Source organism: Kribbella sp. NPDC050124, from assembly GCF_044460355.1.
GTDB lineage: Bacteria > Actinomycetota > Actinomycetes > Propionibacteriales > Kribbellaceae > Kribbella.
On record NZ_JBITJU010000003.1, the window covers coordinates 48,000 to 70,048 of the forward strand.

Below are 22,049 nucleotides of genomic sequence, written 5' to 3' on the forward strand. Positions count from 1 at the left end.
GGGAGAAACGCGTGAGTGAGACCGGCATGGAGACCGGTGCGGAGACCGGCAGCGCAACGTCATCGGTGACCGCCGGGAAAGCGCCGTACGCGCTCGCCGCGGAGGCGGTGGTCGCGGCCGCCGGCTCCGACGCCGACTCGGGCCTTTCGGCGGACGAGGCGGCCCGCAGGCTGTCGTCGTACGGGCCGAACGAGATCCCCGCGGAGAAGCCGCCCTCGATCTGGGTCGTGGCCGCCCAGCAACTGCGCGACCCGATGAACATCATGCTCATCGCGGTCACCATCGTCAGCCTGCTGATCGGGGAGCTCTCGACCGGCATCATCGTCGCCCTGCTCATCCTGCTGAACGTCGGCCTCGGCACCCGCCAGGAACTGACGGCGCGGGCGAGCGTCGACGCGCTGGCCACCTTGCAGGTACCGCAGGCGCGGGTCGTCCGCGACGGCGAGGTGACGATGATCGCGGCCACCGAGGTGGTTCCGGGCGACCTCGTCCAGGTCGAGGCAGGCGACATCGTGCCCGCCGACGGACGCATCGTCCGGTCCGCGACGCTGGAAGCCCAGGAGGCTGCGCTGACCGGGGAAAGCGCACCGATCGCCAAGGGCACCAGTGCGTTGGCCTCCCCCGACGTGGGCCTGGGCGACCAGACCAACATGCTGTTCCAGAGCACCTCCGTGACCCGGGGCACCGGCACCATCGTGGTCACCGCGACCGGACTGCAGACGCAGATGGGGCGGATCGCGACGATGCTCACCTCGGTGAAGCGCACCCGGTCGCCGCTGCAGCGCGAGCTCGACTCACTGACGAAGGTTCTCGGGATCATCGCCTGGGGAGCGGTCGCGGTGATCGTGGTGGTCGGCCTGTTCCGCGGGATCCCGGGCAAGGACCTGCTGTTGCTCGGGACCGCGATGGCCATCTCGGCGATCCCCACCGGCATGCCGGCGTTCGTCTCCGGCCTGCTGTCGCTCGGTGCGCGCGAGCTGGCCGACGCGAAGGCCGTGGTGAAGAACCTCACCGACGTCGAGACCCTCGGTGCGACGAGCGCGATCAACACCGACAAGACCGGAACGCTGACGCTGAACCAGATGATGGTCTCCACGTTGTACGCGAGCGGGTCCTGGTTCACCGTCGACGGAGAGGGCTACCGCAAGAGCGGCGCGATCCGTTCGGTGGCGGGCGTCCCGGTCCCCGACTTCACCCGCCTCGGCCTCGGACTGGCCCTGGACAGCGACGCAGTGGTCGATGACGCCGGCCAGGTGATCGGCGACCCGACCGAGGCGGCGCTGGTGGTACTGGCCGCGAAACTCGGCATCGACGCGGAGGAGACGCGGCGCAGCTACCCGCGGCTGGCGGAGGTTCCGTTCGACTCCGAGTACAAGTTCATGGCCACCTTCCATCGGGTGACCGTGGACGGCGTCGAGCACGTCATCGAGCTGGTCAAGGGCGCGCCGGACGTCGTCGTCGCACGCTGCAGCCAAGCCGGCGGACCGCTCAGCGGCTCACAGGTCCCGATCGCGCAGTCGCGGCAAGGCATCGACGAGGCCAACACCCGGATGGGGCAGAAAGGCCTGCGGGTCCTCGCGTTCGCGGCCCGTCTGGTGACCGACGACGAGCTCGCCACGATGACCGGCGACCCCATGGCGTTGACCACCGGGCTGTCGTTCGTCGGGTTGGCGGGCATCATCGACCCGCTGCGCACGGAGGCGAAGAGCGCGGTCCGTACGGCGCTGAACGCGGGGATCGACGTACGCATGATCACCGGCGATCATGCGGTCACCGCTCAGGCGATCGGCGAGGATCTGGGCCTTGGTCCCGGCGCGATCAGCGGCCAGGAACTGCAGGCGCTCACCGACGAGCAGCTGAAACAACGGTTGTCCGAGCTGCACGTGTTCGGACGGGTCACCCCCGAGGACAAGCTGCGGCTCGCGCAGGCCATGCAGGAGCAGGGCCTGATCGTCGCGATGACCGGTGACGCGGTCAACGACGCGGCTGCCCTCAAGCAGGCTGACATCGGGGTGGCGATGGGAAGCGGCAGCGAGGTGACCAAGCAGGCCGCGCGGATGGTGCTCACCGACGACAACTTCGGCACTCTCGTGCACGCGGTCGAGATCGGCCGGCGCGTCTACGACAAGGTCGTCTCGTACGTCCGGTACCAGATGACGCAGTTGCTGGGGCTGGTCCTGCTCTTCCTCGCCGCCACCGTGTTCGACATCAACGACGGGGTGGCGATGACTCCGTCGATGGTGCTGTTCCTGTTGTTCTTCGCCACCGCTGTCGGTGTCGTGATCATCGCCGTCGACCCCGGTGATCCCGCGGTCATGCACCGTCCGCCGCGCGACCCCGGCGTACCGATCACGAACCGGAACGCCGTGATCAGGTGGGTCGGCTACGCCTTCGTGCTGTTCCTGGCGGCGTTCGCGCCGCTGGTGGCAGGGCCGGACGAGCCGAGTACGACGCAGGGCACCGTGTCGATGACAATGACCTTCGTCGTGATGGGTCTGGGGACCATGTTCAACGCGGTGGTCAACCGGCGCGCCCCGGCCAGCGGCCTGACCCCTCCGATCGTGAAGGCGCTGGCGATCGCCGTGATCCCGGTGGTCCTGCTGTCCCTGGCGACCCAGCTCCCGACGCTCCAGGACGGGCTGCTCACAATCGCGCTCAGCCCGCGCCAGTGGCTCGTCTGCTTCGGCCTGGCCGCGCTGCTCCCGATCGTCGTCGAGCTGGACAAGCTGCTCACCAGGCGGGGGCAGCGGAAGCCGGCGCCTCTCAGCCCCGAAAACGCCGTCGCGCCGGCCCGGGCCCGGCACACACCGCCGACGCCCGCCGAGGTTGGGAGCAGGGAATGACCTCTCGAGAGCAACGGATCGCCGAGTTCATCGAGCCGTTCCGCGTCAAACCGGGGTCGAGGGTCAACCTGGCCAGGGACTTCGAGCCGGACTTCCGGGGCATGATCCAGTCGAAGAAGCGCGGCCGCGAACTACTGGTCCAGGGCACCGAACTGCTGTCGGAGTACCAGTCCCGGCTGTACGCGCAGCACACCCACGGTGTGCTGGTGGTGCTGCAGGCGCTCGACGCCGGCGGGAAGGACGGCACGATCCGGCACGTCATGACCGGGGTCAACCCGCAGGGCGTGTCGGTGAACAGCTTCAAGGTCCCCTCCAGCGAGGAGCTCGACCACGACTACCTGTGGCGCTACGGGCTGAAGTTGCCGGCCCGCGGTGAGATCGGGATCTTCAACCGCTCGCACTACGAGGAGGTGCTCGTGGTCCGCGTGCACCCCGAGCTCCTCGACCGCCAGAAGCTTCCGCGCGGCTCCCGCAAAGGCCTGTGGAAACGGCGTTACCGCGAGATCAACGAGTGGGAGCGAACGCTCAGCGACAACGGCATCAAGATCGTGAAGCTCTTCTTGAACCTGTCCCAGGAGGAGCAGCGGATCCGCTTCCTGCGGCGCATCGACCTGCGCGACCACAACTGGAAGTTCTCCGCGGCCGACATCCGCGAGCGCGAGTACTGGGACGACTACCAGCGGGCGTTCTCGCGGATGCTGTCCAGGACCAGCACCGAGTGGGCGCCCTGGTACGTGATTCCCGCCGACCGCAAGTGGTACGCGCGGATCGCCGCCGCCGCGGTGATCGCCAACACGCTGATCGAGATCGATCCGCGCTACCCCACGGTCAGCAAGGAAGCACGCAAGGCGCTGCAGGAGATCAAGGTCACCCTGGAAGACCAGGCCCCTGAGGGCGCGGCGGCCGACCCGTTCGCGGCCAAGTAGACCGGCCGGACTGACCACCATGGCCGCCGTCACCGACCCGCCCGAGGTGAAACTGCCCTGGTGGCAGGAGTACGTGCCGGGAATCGGAGTGGCCAGGTCGTACCAGCGGTCCTGGCTGCCGAGGGACGTCGTCGCCGGACTCGTGCTGTCGGCACTGCTGGTGCCACAGGGCATGGCGTACGCCGAGCTGGCCGGACTGCCACCGGTCACCGGGCTGTACACCTCGATCCTGTGCCTGCTCGGCTACGCGGTCTTCGGTCCCTCCAGGGTCCTGGTGCTGGGTCCCGACTCGTCCCTGGGACCGATGATCGCGGCAACGATCGCGCCACTCCTGCTCGCCAACGGCGACCCTGCTCGCGCCGTCGCGCTCGCCTCGATGCTGGCCGTGATGGTCGGCGTCGTGATGGTGGTCGCCGGCGTGGCCCGGTTCGGGTTCGTGGCGGACCTGTTGTCGAAGCCGACCCAGATCGGCTACATGAACGGGCTCGCGCTGACCATCGTGATCGGTCAGCTGGACAAGCTCTTCGGTTTCTCGGTCGACGCCGACGGCCTGATCGCCGAGACGGGTGACTTCTTCACCGGGCTCGCGGACGGCGCGGCCAACGCGACGGCCGCGATCCTCGGGATCGGTTCGCTCGCCGGCATCCTGCTGCTGAACCGGCTGCTGCCCAAACTGCCGAGCGTCCTGATCGTCGTGGTGGTGGCCGCGCTGCTGGTCAACGCTCTCGACCTGGAGGAGAACGGCGTCGACACGGTCGGCGTGCTCCCCCAGGGTTTCCCGCCGTTCACGATCCCCGCGGTGAGCTGGAGCGATCTGCCGCCGCTCCTTGCCGGGGCGTTCGCCATCGCCGTCGTCGCGCTCGCCGACACCATGTCCACGGCCTCGGCGTTCGCCGCGCGCAAAGGCGATCGGGTGCGCGGAAACCAGGAGATGGTCGGCATCGGCGCCGCCAACATCGCGGCCGGGTTCTTCCAGGGCTTCCCGGTCAGCACCAGCGGATCCCGCACCGCCGTCGCCGAGCAGGCCGGCTCCCGGTCCCAGGTGACCGGCATCATCGGCGCCGGGATGATCACCGTGGTCCTGGTGTTCGCCACCTCCCTGATGCAGTACGTGCCGCAGCCGACGCTGGGCGCGATCGTCATCGCCGCCGCGCTGTCACTGGCCGACATCGCCGGTACGCGCCGGCTGTGGCACCAGCGCCGTACCGAGTTCGGGCTGTCGATCATCGCGCTGCTCGGCGTGGCGCTCCTGGGGGTGCTGCCCGGCATCCTCATCGCCGTGGGCCTGTCCATCCTGAACGTCTTCCGCCGCGTCTGGTGGCCACACGCGGCCGAGCTCGGCCGGGTGGACGGCATTTCCGGCCTGCACGACACCCGCAGCTACCCGGATGCGCAACTGCTGCCGGGCCTGGTCGTCTACCGGTACGACGCGCCGCTGATCTTCGCGAATGCGCGGATGTTCAGTGACAAGGTCCGGGAGATCGCCGTGGATCATCCCGATCTGCGCTGGATCATCGTCGCCGCCGAGCCGATCACCGATGTCGACACCACGGCCTCCGACATGCTGCAAGAGCTCGACGCCTGGCTGAACGACCGCGGGGTGTCCCTGGTCTTCGCGGAGATGAAGGACCCGGTGCGCGCGAAGATCGAGCGGTACGAACTCACCCGCACGATCGATCCGGCGCACTTCCTGCCGACCCTCGACGACGCCGTCGCGCGGTACGTGCAGGAGACCGGCGCGAACTGGCGCGACCCGCAGCCGGAGGCAGACGACGGGGGCTCCCGCCGGGGAGCCCCCTAGGTAAGCCTCTCGGTCAGGTCCTCGGCGGGACTTGCTGTTGCTCGGCGGCTGTGGGTTGGACGTCCTCGTCGTGGCCGTTCCACGCCACGTCCACCTCGCCGTGCCTGCCGATCCGCTCCCGTACGTCGGACCAGCGAGCGGTGAGCGCGTACAGGATGACGGTGTCCAGCGCGATCATCAGCAGCGACCAGAACGGGTAGGCCCCGAGCGACAGGATCTGCGCCACGATGTGCAGGCCCACGACCACGATCGCCGTGATCCTGGCCCAGGTCTGCGCCACGAGCACGCCGGCGCCGACGGCCAGCAGGATCAGACCGGAGATCAGGAGCACCCAGCCCCAGCCGGTCACGTCCACGACGATGAACTTGTCCGGCGTGATCACCAAACGCTCGTCGTCGAACAGCGCAACGAGTCCTTGGAAGACGTTGACCAGCCCCGTGATGACCATCATCACGCCGGCGAAAATGACGAAGCCGGCCATCGCCCCTCCGCCTCGTTTCGCAGCCATCTTTGGCATCTCCTCTCGGTGCGTCGGCCGCCGCCGGAATCGGCGGCGGCCCTGTCTGGATGCTGTGCCTGACACGCCCGTGAGCGCCTCACCCCACGCGGATGAGGCGCCGAGTCGAACGGCCGTTGCAAACGGCGCTACTGGGCGGCGTCCTTGACCTCCTTCACGCTGTCCGCGTCGACCTCGTGCTTGGTGAGCTTGTCCGCGTGCTCCAGCGCCTCGTCGACCTTCGTGACCCACACCGCCTCGAACAGCGCGACGATTCCCGAGCTGTTCGCCGGCAAGGAGTCCTCGACATCGGCCTTGATCGCGGCCTTCTCCCGGTGGGATTTGAGCCCACCGATACCAAGTCCCGCGCCCGCACCGACCGCTGCGCCGGCCAGCAGGCTCGGTGGGAAGATGAGACCGATGACCGCGCCACCGACGGCGCCCAGCACTGCGCCTCTACGGGCTGTGTGGAAGTCGTCGTCGACGTTGATCTTGCCGTCGGCCCCGCGGCTGACGAGGACGAGCCCTTCGACCTTGATCAGATCGTCGGACGCGGCTTTCTTGATGGCGTCCCAGTCACCCCGTGCTGCCTGCGAATCCATGTAGGCGGCGATGTACAGGACGACGGGAGCGTTGTTGTCGGATCCCACGGGTCTCTCCTCTCCGGGCGACCGGGGCGCACGCGGCCCGGCGTACCGATCGTGGCCACGATGCCGCCGCCGCGGCCGGTCTGCCTCACCCCAGGCGGACGAGGTACGACGGGCGCCGGCTCGATTCACCCCGTCCGGATGATGCCGGCCGTCGACACGCGCGCAACGATCCACAGCGACGCCCGCCCTGGGCGCGAGGGGGATCGACATGGGGTGCTTCTTCGTCTTGCTGGCCGGCGTCTTTCCGCGGTTCGCGCTGCTGATCGTCTGGATAGCGCGTCCCAGAATGGTGGACGCCGCGTTCGACTCCTGGATCTGGCCGCTGCTCGGGATCGTGTTTCTCCCCTTCGCGACGCTGATGTACGTCATTCTCTACACGGGCGGCGGCGGCCTGAGCGGATCCGACTGGTTCTGGGTGGTCTTCGCCGGCCTGCTCGATGTCGTGCACTGGGCGTCGAGCGCGGTATCGCGGCGGCAGGCACCCGGCTACCCGGGCAGCGTCCAGGCGTGAGTTCAGCGCGGTTCATCCGCGTGGGGTGAGGTTTCGGGTTGCCGGGGGCAGCGACGATCGACTGCAGCCGGCAGGTGAGGAGGCGCAGCATGTCCGATCCAGACCCCACTCCGCCTGGTCCGGAGCGCAGCGCGCCCGCCCAAGCGCCGGCGGCCGAGCGGCCGTCCAGAGGGCGTACGGCCGCGGTGATCATCTGTGTCCTGCTGGCGGCCTTGCTGACGACACCCGCAGCGGTCGCGTACTGGGGACAGCGCACCCTCAACGACACCACCCGCTACGTGAACACCGTCGGCCCGCTGGTGAACTCGCCCGAGGTCCAGAACGCCATCGCCACGAAGGTCACCGCCGCGATCGAGGAACAGGTCGACATCGAGGCGATCCTCAACGACGTGTTCGCCGGCGTCATCACCGACCGGCCCCGGCTCCAGCGGCTGATCGGGCCGCTGTCGGCCGCGATCAACGGCCTGATCGACCGCCAGGTCCGCGAGTTCATCGCGTCGGACGAGTTCGCCGACCTCTGGACCGCCGCCAACACCAGAGCCCAGCAGGCCTTCCAGCGCATCCTGGACGGTGACCAGTCGGGCGCCGTCCAGCTGCAGGGCGATCAGATCGTCCTCGACGTCTCCGAGGTGATCGAGCGGGTCAAGCAACGCCTCGTCGACCGGGGGCTCACGATCGTGCAGAACATCCCGGTCCCCGACGTCGACAAACAGATCGTACTGATGGAAGCACCGCAGGTGAAGCAGATCAAGACCATCTACGCGTTCGCGAATCCCATCGCGCAGTGGTTGATCGTGGCAGTGGCCGGGCTCTACCTCATCGCCTTGGTGCTCGCCCGGAACCGTCCGCGAATGACGGTGGTGATCGGAGCGGCGCTGGCCGCGAACGCGCTGCTGATGGCGGGGGCGCTGGCGGTCGGCCGGCAACTGTTCATCGACGCCTTGGCCGGTACGACGTTCGGTCCGGCCAGCGCGGTGTTCTACGACACCCTGCTCGCCTACCTCGAGCGCGGTCGTCAGGTGTTCCTCTGGCTGGGTCTGATCCTCATCGTCATCGGCTGGTTCGCCGGTTCCAACAGGTACGGGACCGCTGTACGCACCACCGTCAACGGCGGGCTGGAGAGCATCGGCGGAGCCGTGTCCGACAGCCCGGTCGGCAACGCCGGCCGCTGGGTCGCGCCGAACGTCGGATGGCTGCGGGTGGCGGTCGGCCTGCTGGGCGTCGTCGTACTGCTGTGGGGCAACGATGTTTCGCTCTCGCGGCTGTTCTGGTCACTCGCTCTCGTAGTCGCCTTGCTGGCCGTCGTGCAGGTGTTGGTCGGTGCCGGCCGGTCGACGGCCGAGTCCCGGCCGGTGTCACCAGGAGAAGCCGTCCCCGGAGCCGCGAAGTAGCCGGGCCGGCCGGCATGAACCTCGTCTGGGCCGCTTTGGTCGTGGTCCTCGTGACCGCGCTCACCGTCACGGCGATGCTCCTTGTGCGCCGGCGGGCGCCGGCGGGCAGTTACTTCAGCGCCAGTGACCGCGCGTCGGGTGTCTTCGGCGTCCTCGCCACGGGTTTCTCCGTGCTGCTCGGTTTCATCATCTTCTTGTCGTTCACCTCGTACGACCAGTCGCGGGCCGGCGCCGAGTCCGAGGCGACGATCGTGGCGCAACAGGTCGAGACCGCGCAGTTCCTGCCCGACCGCACCGCGTCGGAGCTGACCGGCGAGCTGATCTGCTACGCGCGTTCGGTGGCCGGGGTCGAGTGGGAGGCCTTGAACAAAGGCACGCTCGGGAACGCGATCAATCCCTGGGGAGCGGAGCTGTTCATGACCATCTCGACCGTCGAGCCGCAGACCGCCACCGAGCAGTCGGCCTACGACCGGTGGATGGACCAGACCGCCGAACGGGAACAGGCGCGGATCGACCGGGTGCACGGTGCGGAGGGGATCATCCCGCTGCCCTTGTGGCTGGTCCTCTCGGTGATCTCCGTGGTGATCTTCGGGTTCCTGCTGTTCTTCGCCGACCGGTCCGAGCGCGCCGTGACGCAGGCCGTCCTGATGGGCAGCGTGACGATTGTCATCACCCTGCTGCTGTTCCTGCTGGTGTTCTTCGACCATCCGCACGGCGCGGGCGTGGGCCGCCTGCAGCCCACGGCGATGGAGCGAACCATCAGCCTGATCGACACCGAGCTCGACGTGGCCGGGCTCACTGTGTCGCCTCCGTGTGACGACCGTGGCAACCGGCGCTGAGCGCTTCGAGGGCCAGCCGGCTCTTGACGCCACCCACCCCTCAGAGGATGACGCCAAGAGCGATGACGGCGGTCAGGATCGGCGAGCAAATCCCCGGGCTCCGAATCACACCCCCCGCCTGCCGGCCGACGCTAGCTGAGGGTGGAAGGACGCGCGTCACCCGTGGTAGACGATCTCGTTCGCATCGTCTCGCCGGGATGAGGTAGCGGCGTCCGCCCGCGTCTAGGCTCGACGGCAACGGCGACGTCCGAAGGAGACAATCCGAGGTGAGCGCGCATCCAGTGCCCGGATGGCTGCGTTCGATGCGACCGGCGCGCCGTGACCTGCGCGCCGACGTGGTCGCCGGTCTGCCGGGCGCGATCAGCGGTGTGCCGGACGGGATGGCCGCCGCCGTACTCGTCGGCGTGAACCCGATCCACGGCCTGTACGCGAGTTTCGCCGGTCCGATCGGCGGCGGGCTGACGTCGAGCACCCGGCTGATGGTGATCACCGCGACCACGGCGGCTGCCCTGGCAGCCGGGTCGGCGCTGGAAGACGTGGATCCGGCGGACAAGCCGGACGCCCTGTTCCTGCTGACGATCCTGACCGGTGTGGTGATGATCCTGGCGGGAATCGCCAAGCTGGGGCGGTACACGCGGTTCGTCTCGCACTCGGTCATGATCGGCTTCCTCACCGGGATCTCGGTCAACATCTTCTGCGGCCAGATCCCGGACCTCACCGGCGCGGAGGCCACCGGCGACTTCGCGCTGGCGAAGGCGGCGGACGTCGTGTTCCATCCGTCCCGGATCGACCTTGCCTCGCTGCTGGCCGGTCTCGCGGCGCTCGGCATCCTCGTCGGCCTGTCCCGGACCCGGCTGGCCGCGGTGGGCGCCCTGATCGCACTCGTGGTCCCGACCGCGGTGGTGATCCTCGCCGGCGCCGACTCGGTGGCGCAGGTCGACGACCTCGGGGCGATTCCGAGCGGGATCCCGGCGCCGCAACTGCCGGACCTCGGCATGCTGTCGTTGCCGCTGGTGACCGGGGCGCTGTCCGTCGCGGCCATCGTCCTGGTGCAGGGCAGTGGCGTCGCCGAGGCCACACCCAACCGCGACGGAACCGTCTCGAACCCCGACCGGGACTTCATCGCCCAAGGGATCGGCAACCTCGCGGCCGGCTTCTTCCGCGGCCAGCCGGTGGGCGGTTCGGTCGGCCGGACGGCTCTGAACCAGGCAGTCGGCGCCCGCAGCCGGTGGGCGGCAATCTGTGCGGGACTGTGGATGCTGGTGATCCTGGCGGCGTTCTCCGACGTGATCGGAGCCGTCGCCATGCCGACTCTGGCGGCCGTCCTCATCTTCGCGGCCGCCGGTTCGCTGCGGCCGGCCGAGCTGAGGACGATCCTGCGCACCGGACCGACGTCGCAGATCGCGATCGTCTCGACCTTCCTCGCGACCCTGTTCCTTCCGGTCTCCGCGGCCGTCGGGCTGGGCGTGACGCTGTCGCTGTTGCTGCAACTCAATCAGGGCGCGATGGACCTCAAGGTCGTCGAACTCAAGCCCGCCGAGGGCGGCCGGTGGACCGAGCACCCCGCCCCGGAGCGACTGCCGAGCCATCAGACGACGGTGCTCGACGTGTACGGCAGCCTGCTCTACGCGGGCTCGCGGACCTTGGCCACCCGATTGCCCGATCCGGCCGGCGCGGAGGCGCCCGCCGTCGTCCTCCGGCTGCGCGGCCGGACCTCAGTCGGCGCGACATTCGTCAAGGTCGTGGCCGACTACGCCGGCGCCTTGCAATCGGTGGGCGGCCGGCTGTACCTGAGCGGCGTGGACCACGCCCTGTCCGAGCTCCTACGCCGTACCCACCGAGTGGACAAGTCCGGACCGGTCAGCGTCTTCGAGGCCACCGAACTGGTCGGGGAATCGACCGGGCGGGCGCTGCACGAAGCGAGGACCTGGGTGGTCAGGCATCGCGGCGACGTCGCGGACGGCGGACAGCGTCAGGAACCGGCCGACCCGGAGGCCTGAGCCCGACTCATCTGTTCAGCAGCCCGAGTGCACGAGCCCGGTGCACGGCGTCCCGCCGGCTGGTCACGCCCAGCTTCTGGAAGATCCGCTTGAGGTGCACCTTCACGGTGTTCACCGACACGAAGAGCTCCGCCGCGATCTCCGCGTTGGTCATCATCGTCGGCAGGTACCGCAGGACGGTCAGCTCCCGATCCGTCAGCGGTTCGGCCGGCGCGTCGGCCAGTGCGCTGTTCGACCTGACCATGCCAAGGTCCGCGAGCAGTTCGTCCACGAAGCCGGAGGTATCGGGGTCCAGCTGCTCGACCTGAGTCAGCAGGCGCGGCATCCGCTCGGGGTCCATGACGAGGAACGGCCGTCGGACGCCCTCCCGCCGGGCGATCTCCACCGCGCGCCCGAGCGCTTCGACGGCGCGGTTGTTCGCGCGCAGGCTGTCGGCCGCCAGCGTCGTCAGCAGCCAGATCTCCACCGCGGCGGTGCGGTCGGTCGTCCGGTCACGTAGCGGGGCGAGGATCTCCTCGGCCCGTTGTGGTTCACCGCAGGCGAGGAACGCCTCGGCCAGGCAGGCCTGCTCTCGGGCGAAGGGCGGCTGCCGGTCTGCCGGCGTACCGAACTTGGCGATCGCCGCATCCGGCTCGTCGGCGGCGAGCGCGATCTCCGCCTCGGTGATCGTCTGCCACCGTTCGAGGAAGGTCGGGGGCTGCCAGGGCCCGATTTCGTTGCGGACCCGAGCCAGCTGCTCACGCGCAGCTTCCACCCGGCCGAGCGACGCGTGCAGGCGCGCCTGGGTCAGGCCGACCGCGTACCCGGCCGCGAGGTCGAGACTCGCAGCCTCCTTGGCCCGGAAGAGCTGGCTCTGGGCCTCGTCGACGTTGTTCCACTGCAGGTGGATCATCGACAGCGCCAGGTATCCGGTGGCCGCCTGTGCAAGCGGTTCCCAGCCCCGGGCATCGACGAGCTCGACCGCCTTGGCGGCGTACCCGAAGCCCTGCCGAAGCCGGCCCGAGACCGCGGCGGCGAATCCCAGATGCGCCAGGATGTTGATGCGGGACGCTTCCAGCCTGGTCGCCGTCGCGAGCTCGAGTCCCTCTCGCAGCCGCGCCTCGGCCCCGTCGAAGTTGCCCGACCACAACAGGCCGGTCCCCAGGTTGCTCAGGGCGACGGCGCGGTACTGGTCGGCCGCCGGCAGTGAGGCACCCGGCCCGGACGCCTCGTCGAGCGCCGCCGCCGAGGCCGCCAGCAGGGCGTCGATGTCTCCGCGGGAGCGCGTGACCGCCGCCGAGAACAGGCGGATCGCGATGGAGGTGCCGACCCTGGACTCCGGGCTCGTCCGGTCCAGCTGCGCCTGCGCCCGGTCGAGATGCGGTTGCATGTCCTGGAAACGGCCGGCGTGCATCCGCAGCGCCGCGGCGCACACGGCCAGCTCCGGTCCTTCCGCCAGCCGGCCGACCGGGATGCGAGCCAGTTGGGCGGCGACCACCGAGCGTTCGGCCGACACCATCAGCGGTGCGGCCTGCGTGACGAACAGCCGGCCGAGCAACGACCAGTCGGCCGCATCCGCAGTGTGCCGCAAGGCCTCGATCGGCTGGTTGTTCGTCGCGAACCAGAGCGCGGCCCGCCGCTGCAGGTCGGGCAGGATCTCCGGCTCGTCGATCGTCAACTGGTGCCGCAGCATCTCCCGGAGCAGCGGGTGGTACCGGTACCACTGCCGGTCCGAGCCGAGACCGACCACGAACGCGTTCGACCTCTCGAGCGTCTCCAGGAAGCGCTGGCCGCGGGGATCGTCGGTCAGCACCTGGGCGAGTCCGCCGCTCAGCCGGTCGGCGACCGAGGTCCGGAGCAGGAACCGCCGGAGCTCGGGCGGCTGGCTCGCGAACACCTCCTCGAGGAGGTAGTCGGTCACCGCCTGGTCGTCGCCGGCGAAGTCCGCCGGCGTCCGGCCCGGCTCTCCACCCTGCAGGAAGTAGGCGGCCAGCCGCAGCCCGACCGGCCATCCCTCGGTGCGATCCACGAGCAGCCGTGCCCCGTGCTGATCGACCACGACACCAGCCGCTTCGAGCAGTTCCAGCGCCTCCGGCACGTCGAAAGCGAGGTCGGTGGACCGGATCTCGGCCAGCTCGTCCTTGAGCTCGAGGCGGCGCAGCGGAAGCGCGGGATCCGCCCTGGTCAGCAGCACCAGCCCCAACTGCGCGGGCGGATGCCGCAGCAACTCGGCGACGGCGCCGAGCACCGCCGGCTCGTGCACGAGCTGGAAATCGTCGAGTACGACGACGACCCGCTCCGGCAACTGCGTCAACCCGGCGACCAGCCGGCGGAGATTCTCGTCCCCGCCGCCGAGTCCCGGGGCGAGACCGGCCAGCGGGTTGCCGCGCGGGATCTCGGCGGCGCTGCGGATCGCGGCCACGAAGTAGGACCAGAACGAGCGCGGATTGTTGTCGCTCTCGTCAAGGGACAGCCAGGCCACCGGCCCGGCAGCAGCCGCGGACGCCGCCCAGGAAGCCGTCGCCAGGGTCTTGCCCCAGCCGGCGCCGGCGCTCACCACCGTCAACGGGCGCCGCGTACCCTCGTCCAGCATCGCGACGATCCGCGGGCGCTCGACGTACGTCGACGGGACGCGTGGCCGCGCCAGCTTCGTGATCAGCAGATGGACGTCCGATGCCTCCTCCGAGGCACCGAAACGCGACGGCTCAGATTCAGCAGGTGACATCTCCCCGACCCTGTCGACCGCCCGCTCCCCGGGTGCCGAAAGTCCCCAGCCCCTGTGCACGCCGGATGGCGGATGCTGCCGATCGCCGGTCCTGAGTCCCCGGATTACACCGCCCCCGCGACGAGGTACTCAGCCTGTGTCGTTGCCCCCACGACCAGCCTCTCCAGGCTTCATGATACGCGAATTCGCACCGCTATCACCCACTTCGGGTGATGCCATAGGCCCCCGGCCGGGTCACGGTATGGCTCATGGGGGGCATGAACGCAACGGAGCAGTCCGCGGCGACCTACAGTGACGGGTCGATCGACCCCATCCTTGCGGTCAGGTTCGCGATCCCGAGGCCTCCGCGGCGGTACGTCGAGCGCCCCCGCCTCAGCAAACGTTTGGACCAGGGCGCCGAGCTGCCGTTGACCCTGGTCAGCGCTCCGGCGGGCAGCGGGAAGACCGCGCTGGTCGCCGCCTGGGCGGCGCAGCGCGCAGTGGCCGGGCACAGCACGGCCTGGCTGACGTTCGAGGAACAGGACGTCCCGGCCGCGAGGTTCTGGCCGCAGGTCCTCGAGATCCTCCGCCGACAGGGCGTGGTGCTGCCGGGAACGCGGGACGACACCGCCGGCGCGCACGCCCAGATGCTCACCGAACTGGCCACCGCGCTGTCCCGACGGACGCATCCGGTGACCCTCGTCCTGGACGGCTACGAGATCGCCACCGCCGCGGATTCGAGCGACCTCGACTTCCTGTTGCGGCACAGCGACCAGCGCCTGCACGTCGTGATCCTGACCCGGGTCGATCCCGTGCTGCCGCTGCACCGCTACCGCCTGAACGGGACCATCACCGAGGTGCGGATGGCGGATCTCGCCTTCACCGAGGACGAGACGGCACGGCTGGTGCAGCTGTCGGGCATCAGCATGAGCAGCGACTCGATCGCCGCGCTGACCCGCCGTACCAGGGGTTGGGTGGTCGGCCTGCGCTTCGCGGGGATGTGCCTGGAAGGCAGCGACGATCCGGATGCGGCCGTGGCCGAGCTTGCCGGGGACAACGGCAACATCGCCGAGTACCTGACGGCCGAGGTGCTCCGGACGCAGTCCCCCGAGGTGCGGTCGCTGCTGCTGCACACCAGTGTCGTGGACGTGCTCCAGCCCGGACTGATCGAGGAGCTCGGCGGCCCTACGGCGGGGCGCACTCTCGCGTCGCTCGCGGCCGGCAACGTGCTCGTCGAACCGCTGCCCGATCTTCCCGGCTGGTATCGCTATCACCCGTTCCTGCGTGACCTGCTGCGCGCCGAGCTCGCGCATGAGTCACCGCGGCTCCGGCGGCAGCTGCACAAGAAGGCGGCCGACTGGTTCGCGCGGCAGGGATTCCTCGAGTCCGCCGTCGGCGTCGCCTCCGAGGCGGAGGCGTGGCGCGATGCCTCGGCGTACGTCGTCAACGGTCTGGCGATCGGCGAGATCCTGCTGGGCAAGGACAGCGGCGGACTCGACCGTGACCTCAGGAAGATGCCGCCCGACCTCGAGGATCCGGCCGCGGGCGTGGTCCGGGCCGCGCTGGCGCTGGCCGACCACGACACGGCCCGCTGCGCCAACGAGCTGGAGCGCGTCGGTGCGTCGCTGATCCCGGAGTCGGACCGCGACCACACGGTCGAACTGGCGGCCGGCATCGTCCAGACCGTGGCCTCGTGCCTGGTCGACGATCCGCGGACCGGGATGCTCGCCGACCGGGCCGAGCAGGAGCTGGTCCGGCAGGACCGGGAGAAGGTCGCGGCCCACCCCGAGCTCACCTTGCTGGTCCAGGCCATCAAGACCAGATGCCTCTTGTACGACGGTGAGATCGCCCAAGCACGCGCCGCCCTGATGACGGCCGTGCGCGCGGAAGTGCCGGGCTACGAGAGCCTGACCGCTACGTGCCTCGGCTACCTCGCCCTCATCGACGCCTGCCAGGGCGCTCTTCGCGACGCTGACGAATGGGCCGTACGGTCGCTGGCCCTCGCGGAAAGGGCACGCCTGCCGGCCGACGGTCCCCCACCGGCGGCCGAGATCGCCCTAGCCAGGGTGAGTATCGAACGCGACGACCTGCGGGCCGGCCAGGAGCACGTCAGAGTGGCGATGCGTTCGTACGACGCGTGCGACGAGCCTGTGCTGCAGGCACAGACCGCCATCGTGCAGGCTCGCCTCCTGCAAGCCCGCGGTGGAGTCGACGAGGCGACCGCCGTCGTCGCGGCAGCTGCTGACCAACCGGGCGCCGGCGCCGGCTGGCCCGCGCGCCCACTGCAGACCGAAGCGGCGATGCTGAAGATCGTCCAGGGTGAACCCGACGAGGCGCGGCGGTTGATCGAGCAGCTCGTCGGCTCGGACGACCCCGTCGGCGCACTCGTGCTCGGTCACGCGCATCTGCAGCGGCGGAACTGGGCCGGCGTCGCGGCGTCGGTGTCGACAATTCTTGCTCAAGGCAACGCAGCGCCGTTGCAGGCCACGGTGGGCGCTCGACTGCTGGAGGCCGCGCACGAGTTGCACCGCGGCCAGCCTGGACGGGCGAGGACCGCGCTCACCCATGCGCTCCGCCTGGCCGAGCCGGAGGAACTGCGCCGGCCGTTCCTCGATGCGCCTGCCTCCGTGCGGCAACTGCTGGCAACCGGCACCGAACTGGGAGACCAGAACGCCTGGCTCGGGTCAGTCATCGAGGACCGGCACCGGGCGACCGCCGTACGGAACAGTCCGGCGCTCGACCTGCCGCACCTGGAGCCGTACATCGAACCGCTCACGGCGAAGGAGACCGAGGTGCTCGGTCACCTGTCCGAACTGCTGACCACCGAGGAGATCGCGCTGGAGATGTTCGTGTCGGTCAACACCGTCCGGACGCACATCCGCAACATCCTGCGCAAACTCGCGGTGTCGCGGCGCAACGAAGCGGTACGACGGGCCCGTGCGCTGAGCCTGATCCCGGCCTGATCCCACCCTGATCCCGGCAGATCGTCCGGAGGGGGTGATGCCTGCCGATCCGGCACGGCGCATCGTCCGAGTATCGAACCTGCAGCTTGAACACGACACCAGGGAGTGAACGACAGTGACCCAAGGCGCAGCAGCATCGCACTACGAAGCCGCCGGCGAGGAACACGAGGCCAGCGGCTGGGCGATCGGGTTCATCCTGTTCGCCGGCGTCATGATGATCATGTCCGGGGGCTTCCAGCTCTTCTCCGGTCTGGTGGCGCTCTTCGAGGACGAGTTCTACGTCTCCACCCGCAACTACCTGTTCCAGTTCGACGCGACCACGTGGGGCTGGATCCACCTGATCGGCGGTCTGCTGGTGATGATCGCCGGCTTCGCGGTGATGGCCGGGCAGACCTGGGCCCGGGTGGTCGGCATCATCTTGGCGGTACTGAGCGCGCTGGCCAACTTCACCTTCATCCCGTACTACCCGTTCTGGGCGCTGATCATCATCGCCGTCGACGTCTTCGTGATCTGGGCGCTGGCCGTGCACGGTCGCGACGTCAAGGCGATGTGACCGGCGGCGCCTGCGTGACAGCGGGTACGACGTTGCCCCGGGCAACGTGACCATGGTCGGGAGAACCGCTTCCGGGTGGCTGACGATCGCACTGATCGCAGCCACCCTCGCCTGCGGCTGCGACACGTCCGGCGACTCGGCGACCACGACCTCCCCGGGTGCGCAGCCGACGCCGGGCAGCGGCACCGTCGAGGCGGTGGATCGCGAGACGATGAAGGTCGACGAGGAGCGGGCAGTCCGAGCTGTCGACACGTATTGGCGCCGCCAGTTCACCGAGCGGTTCGGCCAGCCGTACCAGAGTCCCCGGGTCGTCGGCTCGTACGTCGGCAACAACGGACCACCCTGCGGTGGCGAGCCGGCGGTGCCGTTCAACGCCGTCTACTGCCACCCCGGCGACTACGTGGCCTGGGACGACGAGTTGATGAACGCCGGCTACAGCCAGATCGGGGATGCGTGGATCTATCTGATCATCGCGCACGAGTGGGGCCATGCGATCCAGGCACGACTGGGCAGCGACCAGGTTGCGGTCGACGCCGAGCTCCAGGCGGACTGCCTGGCCGGCGCCGCGCTGCAAGGGGCGGCTGAGGACGGCCTGATCGGGATCGAGCCCGGCGACACCGAGGAGATCGCCAGGACGCTGGCCGCGGTCGCGGACGACTATCCCTGGACCGACGTGGGCGACCACGGCAACGCCGAGCAGCGGACCGAAGCGTTCAACACCGGCGTCTCGGGAGGCGTCGACGCCTGCATCAGCTGAGTTCGGTCTGCTCAGTCGATCCGGCGCCGGTCCTCGTCGACGTACGGGAGTGGGTTGCCGGACGCGCGCGCACCCGAGGCGAACCAGGCCGCGAGTCCGCCAGGCGATCGCCGGTGCAACTCGTCGAGGTACTGCTGCCGCTGTTCGACGACAGCCAGACGTTCGGTTGCCGTCCGGGCCGACTGGAGCCGGACGAAGCTCCGCCGCCAGGCCAGGCAGAGGGCCGCGTCGTCCATGACAGCGAGCGGCGGCGGCTCGACCGTGGGCTCGTGCGTGGCGGGCCGGGACGGAGGTGCAGGGACCGGCTGGTCCTGCTGTGCTGGACGATCCTTCGCCGGGAACCATCGTTCCCGTACCAGCGAGACGACGCCCGGCGCGGTGCAGACCAGGAACAGCACGATCAAGACGCCGGCGAACCCGAAGGCCGCCATCAGGCCGATCGCTCCCGGCACGAGCATCCCGGCCGCGAGCCCGCAGCGACCGATCCCCCGCACCGCGTGCCACCCTTCGTCTTCCTCCGGCCAGACTGCCGAGGCGACCGCGGCCCCCGTCACCGCGCCGAGAAGCGCGCAGACGATCGTGCCCGGCACGCCCCACTGGTAGATCAGGCAGAGGATCCCGGTCACGGTGGCCAGCCAGACACAGCCCGACCGGGCCGCCCGGGCGTTGCCCCGGGGGCCACTGGAGTTCGGCCGCAGTATCTCGCTCACGTCCAGGAACCTGTCAGCTCTCGTCGTCCATCAGGCACCTCTCCCGTAGGCGGCAGCGGGACACTCGCGCTGCACTCCAGATGGTCGTCCCGTCAGCAGGCCTGCTGCCTCATCCTCTCCGGATGAGGCAGCCAGGTGGCCGTCAGGCGGACGTGGCCAGCGCGGCGGGCAGTTGGCGACGCGAGCTGATGTCGAGCTTGCTGTAGACCTTGCGCAGGTGCCATTCGACGGTGTGGGGGCTGAGGAACAGCTCGGCGCCGATCTTCGGGTTGGTCATGCCGCTGGCGGCAAGGGCAGCGATCTGGGCCTCTTGCGGGGTGAGGCTGCCGGCCGGCTCGGTCGTCCGGGTGCGGACGTGGACTCCGGCGGCCAGGAGCTCGCGGCGGGCCCGTTCGGCGAAGGCGGTGGCTCGCATGCCGTCGAACATCTCGTGGGCGATCCGGAGCTGGTCGCGGGCTTCGGTACGGCGGCGGGTCCGGCGAAGCCATTCGCCGTACAGCAGATGCGTACGCGCGACCTCGACGATCACGCGATCGCGGCCCAGCTCCTGCACGGCGGTCTGGTAGAGGCGGTCGGCCTCCTTGCCGTCGGTCAGGAGCGCCTGGCTGCGGGCACTGATGCCACGGGCCCAGCCGCTGTCCGCAGATCGGGTGAGCTCGACCAAACGGGCGAGGGACTCCGCAGCCTGGGTGGGCTCGTCGCACTGGACGGCGGCCTCGATGTGCTCCACCAACGAGAGGCCGGTGAAGTTGAAGCCGTCGTGGTCGATCCCCGCCCGGGCCGCGACGAGGGCCTGGTCGTAGCGGGTCAGGCCGTTGTTGATGACGCCCTGGACGTAGCCGGTGACCCCGAGCAGGGAGACCTCGCCATGCTGCGTCGCGGCAACCCGGGCCTGCTCGATGATGCCGGCGGCAGCGTCCTCCTCACCACGCCACGCGGCCAGTACGAGCGCCGCGTACGTGTGCGGGGCCTGACCGGTCGCGGCGGCGATTGTGTCGGCTTCCTCGATCATCCTGGTGGCGGCCGCGAAGTCGCCGTGGTGGATGTGGACGCCGCCCGCGTAGATGAGCGCCGGTGGCAACACCCCGAGTGCGCCGATGTCGCGAGCCAGCCGCACCGCTCGAGTGGCCAGCGTGTTCCACGCCGGCAGGTCCCAGCCGTAGTGGATGAAGGACTCGAGGGCGACCGGGACCAGGAGGAGCCAGCGCATCGTCGCCTCCCGGCCGGAGAGCTCCTCGTGCGCGAACGGCTCGAAGGCTCTGCGCAGCGCCGGGACGCCGCGCTCCAGGTCGTCCGCGAGCAGCGATGCGACCCCGTCCAGCAGCAGATCGGACGGCTCCGAGCTCGACGCCGGTCCGGATGCGCGGGCGGCGATTGCGGCGGCGCGGGCGCCCGCCGGCCCGTGGACGCGCCCCGCGAAGACCGTGGCGCTGATCGCCTCGAGGTACGTCTCCCGCTCCAGCGGCGAGCCCTCCGCAGCGAACCGCGCAGCGGCATCCAGCAGCAACGGCGCTGCCTCGTCGCTCCGGCTGCGGGCGAACAGCATGCGGGCCCGCAAGCGAATCAGGCGGGCTCGGTCCAGCGGACTGAGCGGACAAGAGTCGGCAAGGAAGGCCAGCTCGGTGGCGCGGTCCGGTGCGGCCGCCGAGAAGTGCGCCTCGGCCGCCGCCAACGCCCGGCGTCCGCGCTGCCACGGGTCCGGCGTTAGCGCGGCAGACCGCTCCAGCAGGACGGACTCAGCGGCCACTCCGCCGCGCTGGCGCGCCCGGTCGGCAGCCTGCTCCAGCAAGCCGGCCACCTCTTCGTCAGGCCCGTCGGACGCCTGCGCGGAGTGCCAGGCCCGGCGGTCCGGCTCCAGCACCGGGTCCGTGGCCGCCGCCAGCGCCCGGTGGACCGTACGGCGTTCCTCGGGGTCTGCCCCGTGATACACCGCAGAACGCGCCAGCGGGTGCCGAAATCGCACGGACTCGCCGAACTCGATCAGGCCGGCCTCTTTGGCCGGTGTGACATCGGCCGAGATGCCCAGCAGGTCGGCCGCCCGGAGAAGCAGCCGAGCATCGCCCACCGGCTCCGCGGCGGCGATCAGCAGCAGCCTCCGGGTCTGGTCAGGAAGCGAGGTCAGGCGGCGGGCGAAGTCCTGCTCGACCCGGCTCGACACCGACACCGGGTCGACCGACTCCAAGCCGTACGCCAGCTGAGCCGCCGTACGACCCCGAGAGAGCTCCAGCAAAGCCAGCGGGTTACCGCGCGTCTCGGCTACCACCCGATCCCGGAGCCTCCCCTCCAGACGGCCGCCGACTGCCGACTCCAGCAGCTCACCGGCTGCGACCCTGTCCAGACCGCCGACCACCATCTCCGGAAGCCCGAGCAGCGCGGACTCTCCCTCGGGGTCGCGTACGGCGAACACCATGGCGACTGCCTCGGCCAGCAGCCGCCGAGCCACGAACTCGAGGGTCTGGAGCGAGACCTGGTCCAGCCACTGGGCGTCGTCGACGACGACCAGCACCGGTCCGGACTCGGAGACGCGGGTGAGCAGGGTCAGCACGGCCAGCCCGACCATGAAGCGGTCCGGCGGATCGCCCGCGGCCTCCCCGAAGGCGACCTTCAGCGCGTCACGCTGCGGGCCCGGCAGCCCGTCGACCACGGCGAGGAACGGCGCGCACAGCTGGTGCAGGCTCGCGTACGCCAGCTCCATGTCGGCCTCGATGCCCTGCGACCGCGTCACCGTGATGCCCGAGGCCTTCGCGGCGACGTAGTCCAGCAGCACCGACTTGCCGATCCCGGCGTCGCCCCGGATCGCACAGACAGCGGATTCGCCGGCGCGCAGACCCGCCACCAGGTCGTCCAGCACCGCACACTCGCGGCGCCGTCCGACCAGGTTCGCGGATGCGCTCATCGGACTCCTCGTGCGGCTCAGCAGCAGGCA

At 70.0% G+C, this 22,049-nt stretch carries 15 protein-coding genes; 10 read left to right on the top strand and 5 right to left on the bottom strand.

The features are described from left to right. Positions 1-11 precede the first annotated feature (11 nt). Genes ACIBL3_RS09970 through ACIBL3_RS09980 form a run of 3 tightly spaced genes read left to right on the top strand, consistent with a single transcriptional unit; the run spans position 12 to position 5,570 of the window. Positions 12-2,843, top strand: coding sequence for a cation-translocating P-type ATPase (locus ACIBL3_RS09970; protein WP_396352911.1), 2,832 nt, complete (start codon positions 12-14; stop codon positions 2,841-2,843). Further along, positions 2,840-3,769, top strand: a complete 930-nt coding sequence (locus tag ACIBL3_RS09975; protein WP_396352912.1) for a polyphosphate kinase 2 family protein — start codon at positions 2,840-2,842, stop codon at positions 3,767-3,769. The genes ACIBL3_RS09970 and ACIBL3_RS09975 overlap by 4 nt, the downstream gene beginning before the upstream one ends. 19 nt (positions 3,770-3,788) lie before the next feature. Beyond that, on the top strand, positions 3,789-5,570 hold the full coding sequence (locus ACIBL3_RS09980) for a SulP family inorganic anion transporter (protein ID WP_396352913.1): 1,782 nt from the start codon (positions 3,789-3,791) through the stop codon (positions 5,568-5,570). Positions 5,571-5,583: 13 nt separating this feature from the next. On the opposite strand, the gene ACIBL3_RS09985 is transcribed toward ACIBL3_RS09980, so the two are convergent. After that, entirely contained in the window at positions 5,584-6,078 is a 495-nt protein-coding gene (locus ACIBL3_RS09985; protein ID WP_396352914.1) for a hypothetical protein, read from the bottom strand. Positions 6,079-6,215: 137 nt separating this feature from the next. Continuing rightward, entirely contained in the window at positions 6,216-6,716 is a 501-nt protein-coding gene (locus ACIBL3_RS09990) for a DUF1269 domain-containing protein (protein ID WP_396352915.1), read from the bottom strand. 208 nt (positions 6,717-6,924) lie between these two features. On the opposite strand from ACIBL3_RS09990, the gene ACIBL3_RS09995 reads away from it, so the two are divergent. From ACIBL3_RS09995 to ACIBL3_RS10010, 4 genes are all read left to right on the top strand, one after another. Next, positions 6,925-7,227 (top strand): hypothetical protein, encoded by a 303-nt coding sequence (locus ACIBL3_RS09995; protein WP_396352916.1) that lies wholly within the window; start codon positions 6,925-6,927, stop codon positions 7,225-7,227. 89 nt (positions 7,228-7,316) lie between these two features. After that, the gene (locus ACIBL3_RS10000) at positions 7,317-8,618 is read left to right on the top strand and encodes a hypothetical protein (protein WP_396352917.1); all 1,302 of its coding nucleotides are present in this window, start codon (positions 7,317-7,319) and stop codon (positions 8,616-8,618) included. Positions 8,619-8,632: 14 nt separating this feature from the next. Next, positions 8,633-9,457 carry a hypothetical protein gene (locus tag ACIBL3_RS10005; RefSeq protein ID WP_396352918.1) on the top strand — a complete coding sequence of 275 codons (825 nt, stop codon included), beginning with the start codon at positions 8,633-8,635 and terminating at the stop codon, positions 9,455-9,457. 266 nt (positions 9,458-9,723) lie between these two features. Further along, positions 9,724-11,457 carry a SulP family inorganic anion transporter gene (locus ACIBL3_RS10010; RefSeq protein ID WP_396352919.1) on the top strand — a complete coding sequence of 578 codons (1,734 nt, stop codon included), beginning with the start codon at positions 9,724-9,726 and terminating at the stop codon, positions 11,455-11,457. Positions 11,458-11,464: 7 nt separating this feature from the next. Here the strand turns inward: ACIBL3_RS10010 and ACIBL3_RS10015 are convergent, their stop codons facing one another. Next, positions 11,465-14,161 carry a LuxR C-terminal-related transcriptional regulator gene (locus ACIBL3_RS10015; protein WP_396352920.1) on the bottom strand — a complete coding sequence of 899 codons (2,697 nt, stop codon included), beginning with the start codon at positions 14,159-14,161 and terminating at the stop codon, positions 11,465-11,467. Positions 14,162-14,418: 257 nt separating this feature from the next. Here ACIBL3_RS10015 and ACIBL3_RS10020 point away from each other — a divergent pair, with 257 nt between their 5' ends. The 3 genes from ACIBL3_RS10020 to ACIBL3_RS10030 all read left to right on the top strand — a co-directional run bounded on the left by ACIBL3_RS10020 (position 14,419) and on the right by ACIBL3_RS10030 (position 18,413). After that, entirely contained in the window at positions 14,419-17,103 is a 2,685-nt protein-coding gene (locus tag ACIBL3_RS10020) for a LuxR C-terminal-related transcriptional regulator (protein ID WP_396352921.1), read from the top strand. A 115-nt stretch (positions 17,104-17,218) separates the two neighbouring features. Beyond that, positions 17,219-17,656 (top strand): hypothetical protein, encoded by a 438-nt coding sequence (locus ACIBL3_RS10025; RefSeq protein ID WP_396352922.1) that lies wholly within the window; start codon positions 17,219-17,221, stop codon positions 17,654-17,656. Between the two features lie 10 nt (positions 17,657-17,666). Further along, positions 17,667-18,413 carry a neutral zinc metallopeptidase gene (locus ACIBL3_RS10030; RefSeq protein WP_396353355.1) on the top strand — a complete coding sequence of 249 codons (747 nt, stop codon included), beginning with the start codon at positions 17,667-17,669 and terminating at the stop codon, positions 18,411-18,413. 11 nt (positions 18,414-18,424) lie between these two features. On the opposite strand, the gene ACIBL3_RS10035 is transcribed toward ACIBL3_RS10030, so the two are convergent. Further along, positions 18,425-19,123 carry a hypothetical protein gene (locus tag ACIBL3_RS10035; RefSeq protein ID WP_396352923.1) on the bottom strand — a complete coding sequence of 233 codons (699 nt, stop codon included), beginning with the start codon at positions 19,121-19,123 and terminating at the stop codon, positions 18,425-18,427. A 142-nt stretch (positions 19,124-19,265) separates the two neighbouring features. Beyond that, entirely contained in the window at positions 19,266-22,019 is a 2,754-nt protein-coding gene (locus ACIBL3_RS10040) for an AAA family ATPase (RefSeq protein WP_396352924.1), read from the bottom strand. Positions 22,020-22,049 lie beyond the last annotated feature (30 nt).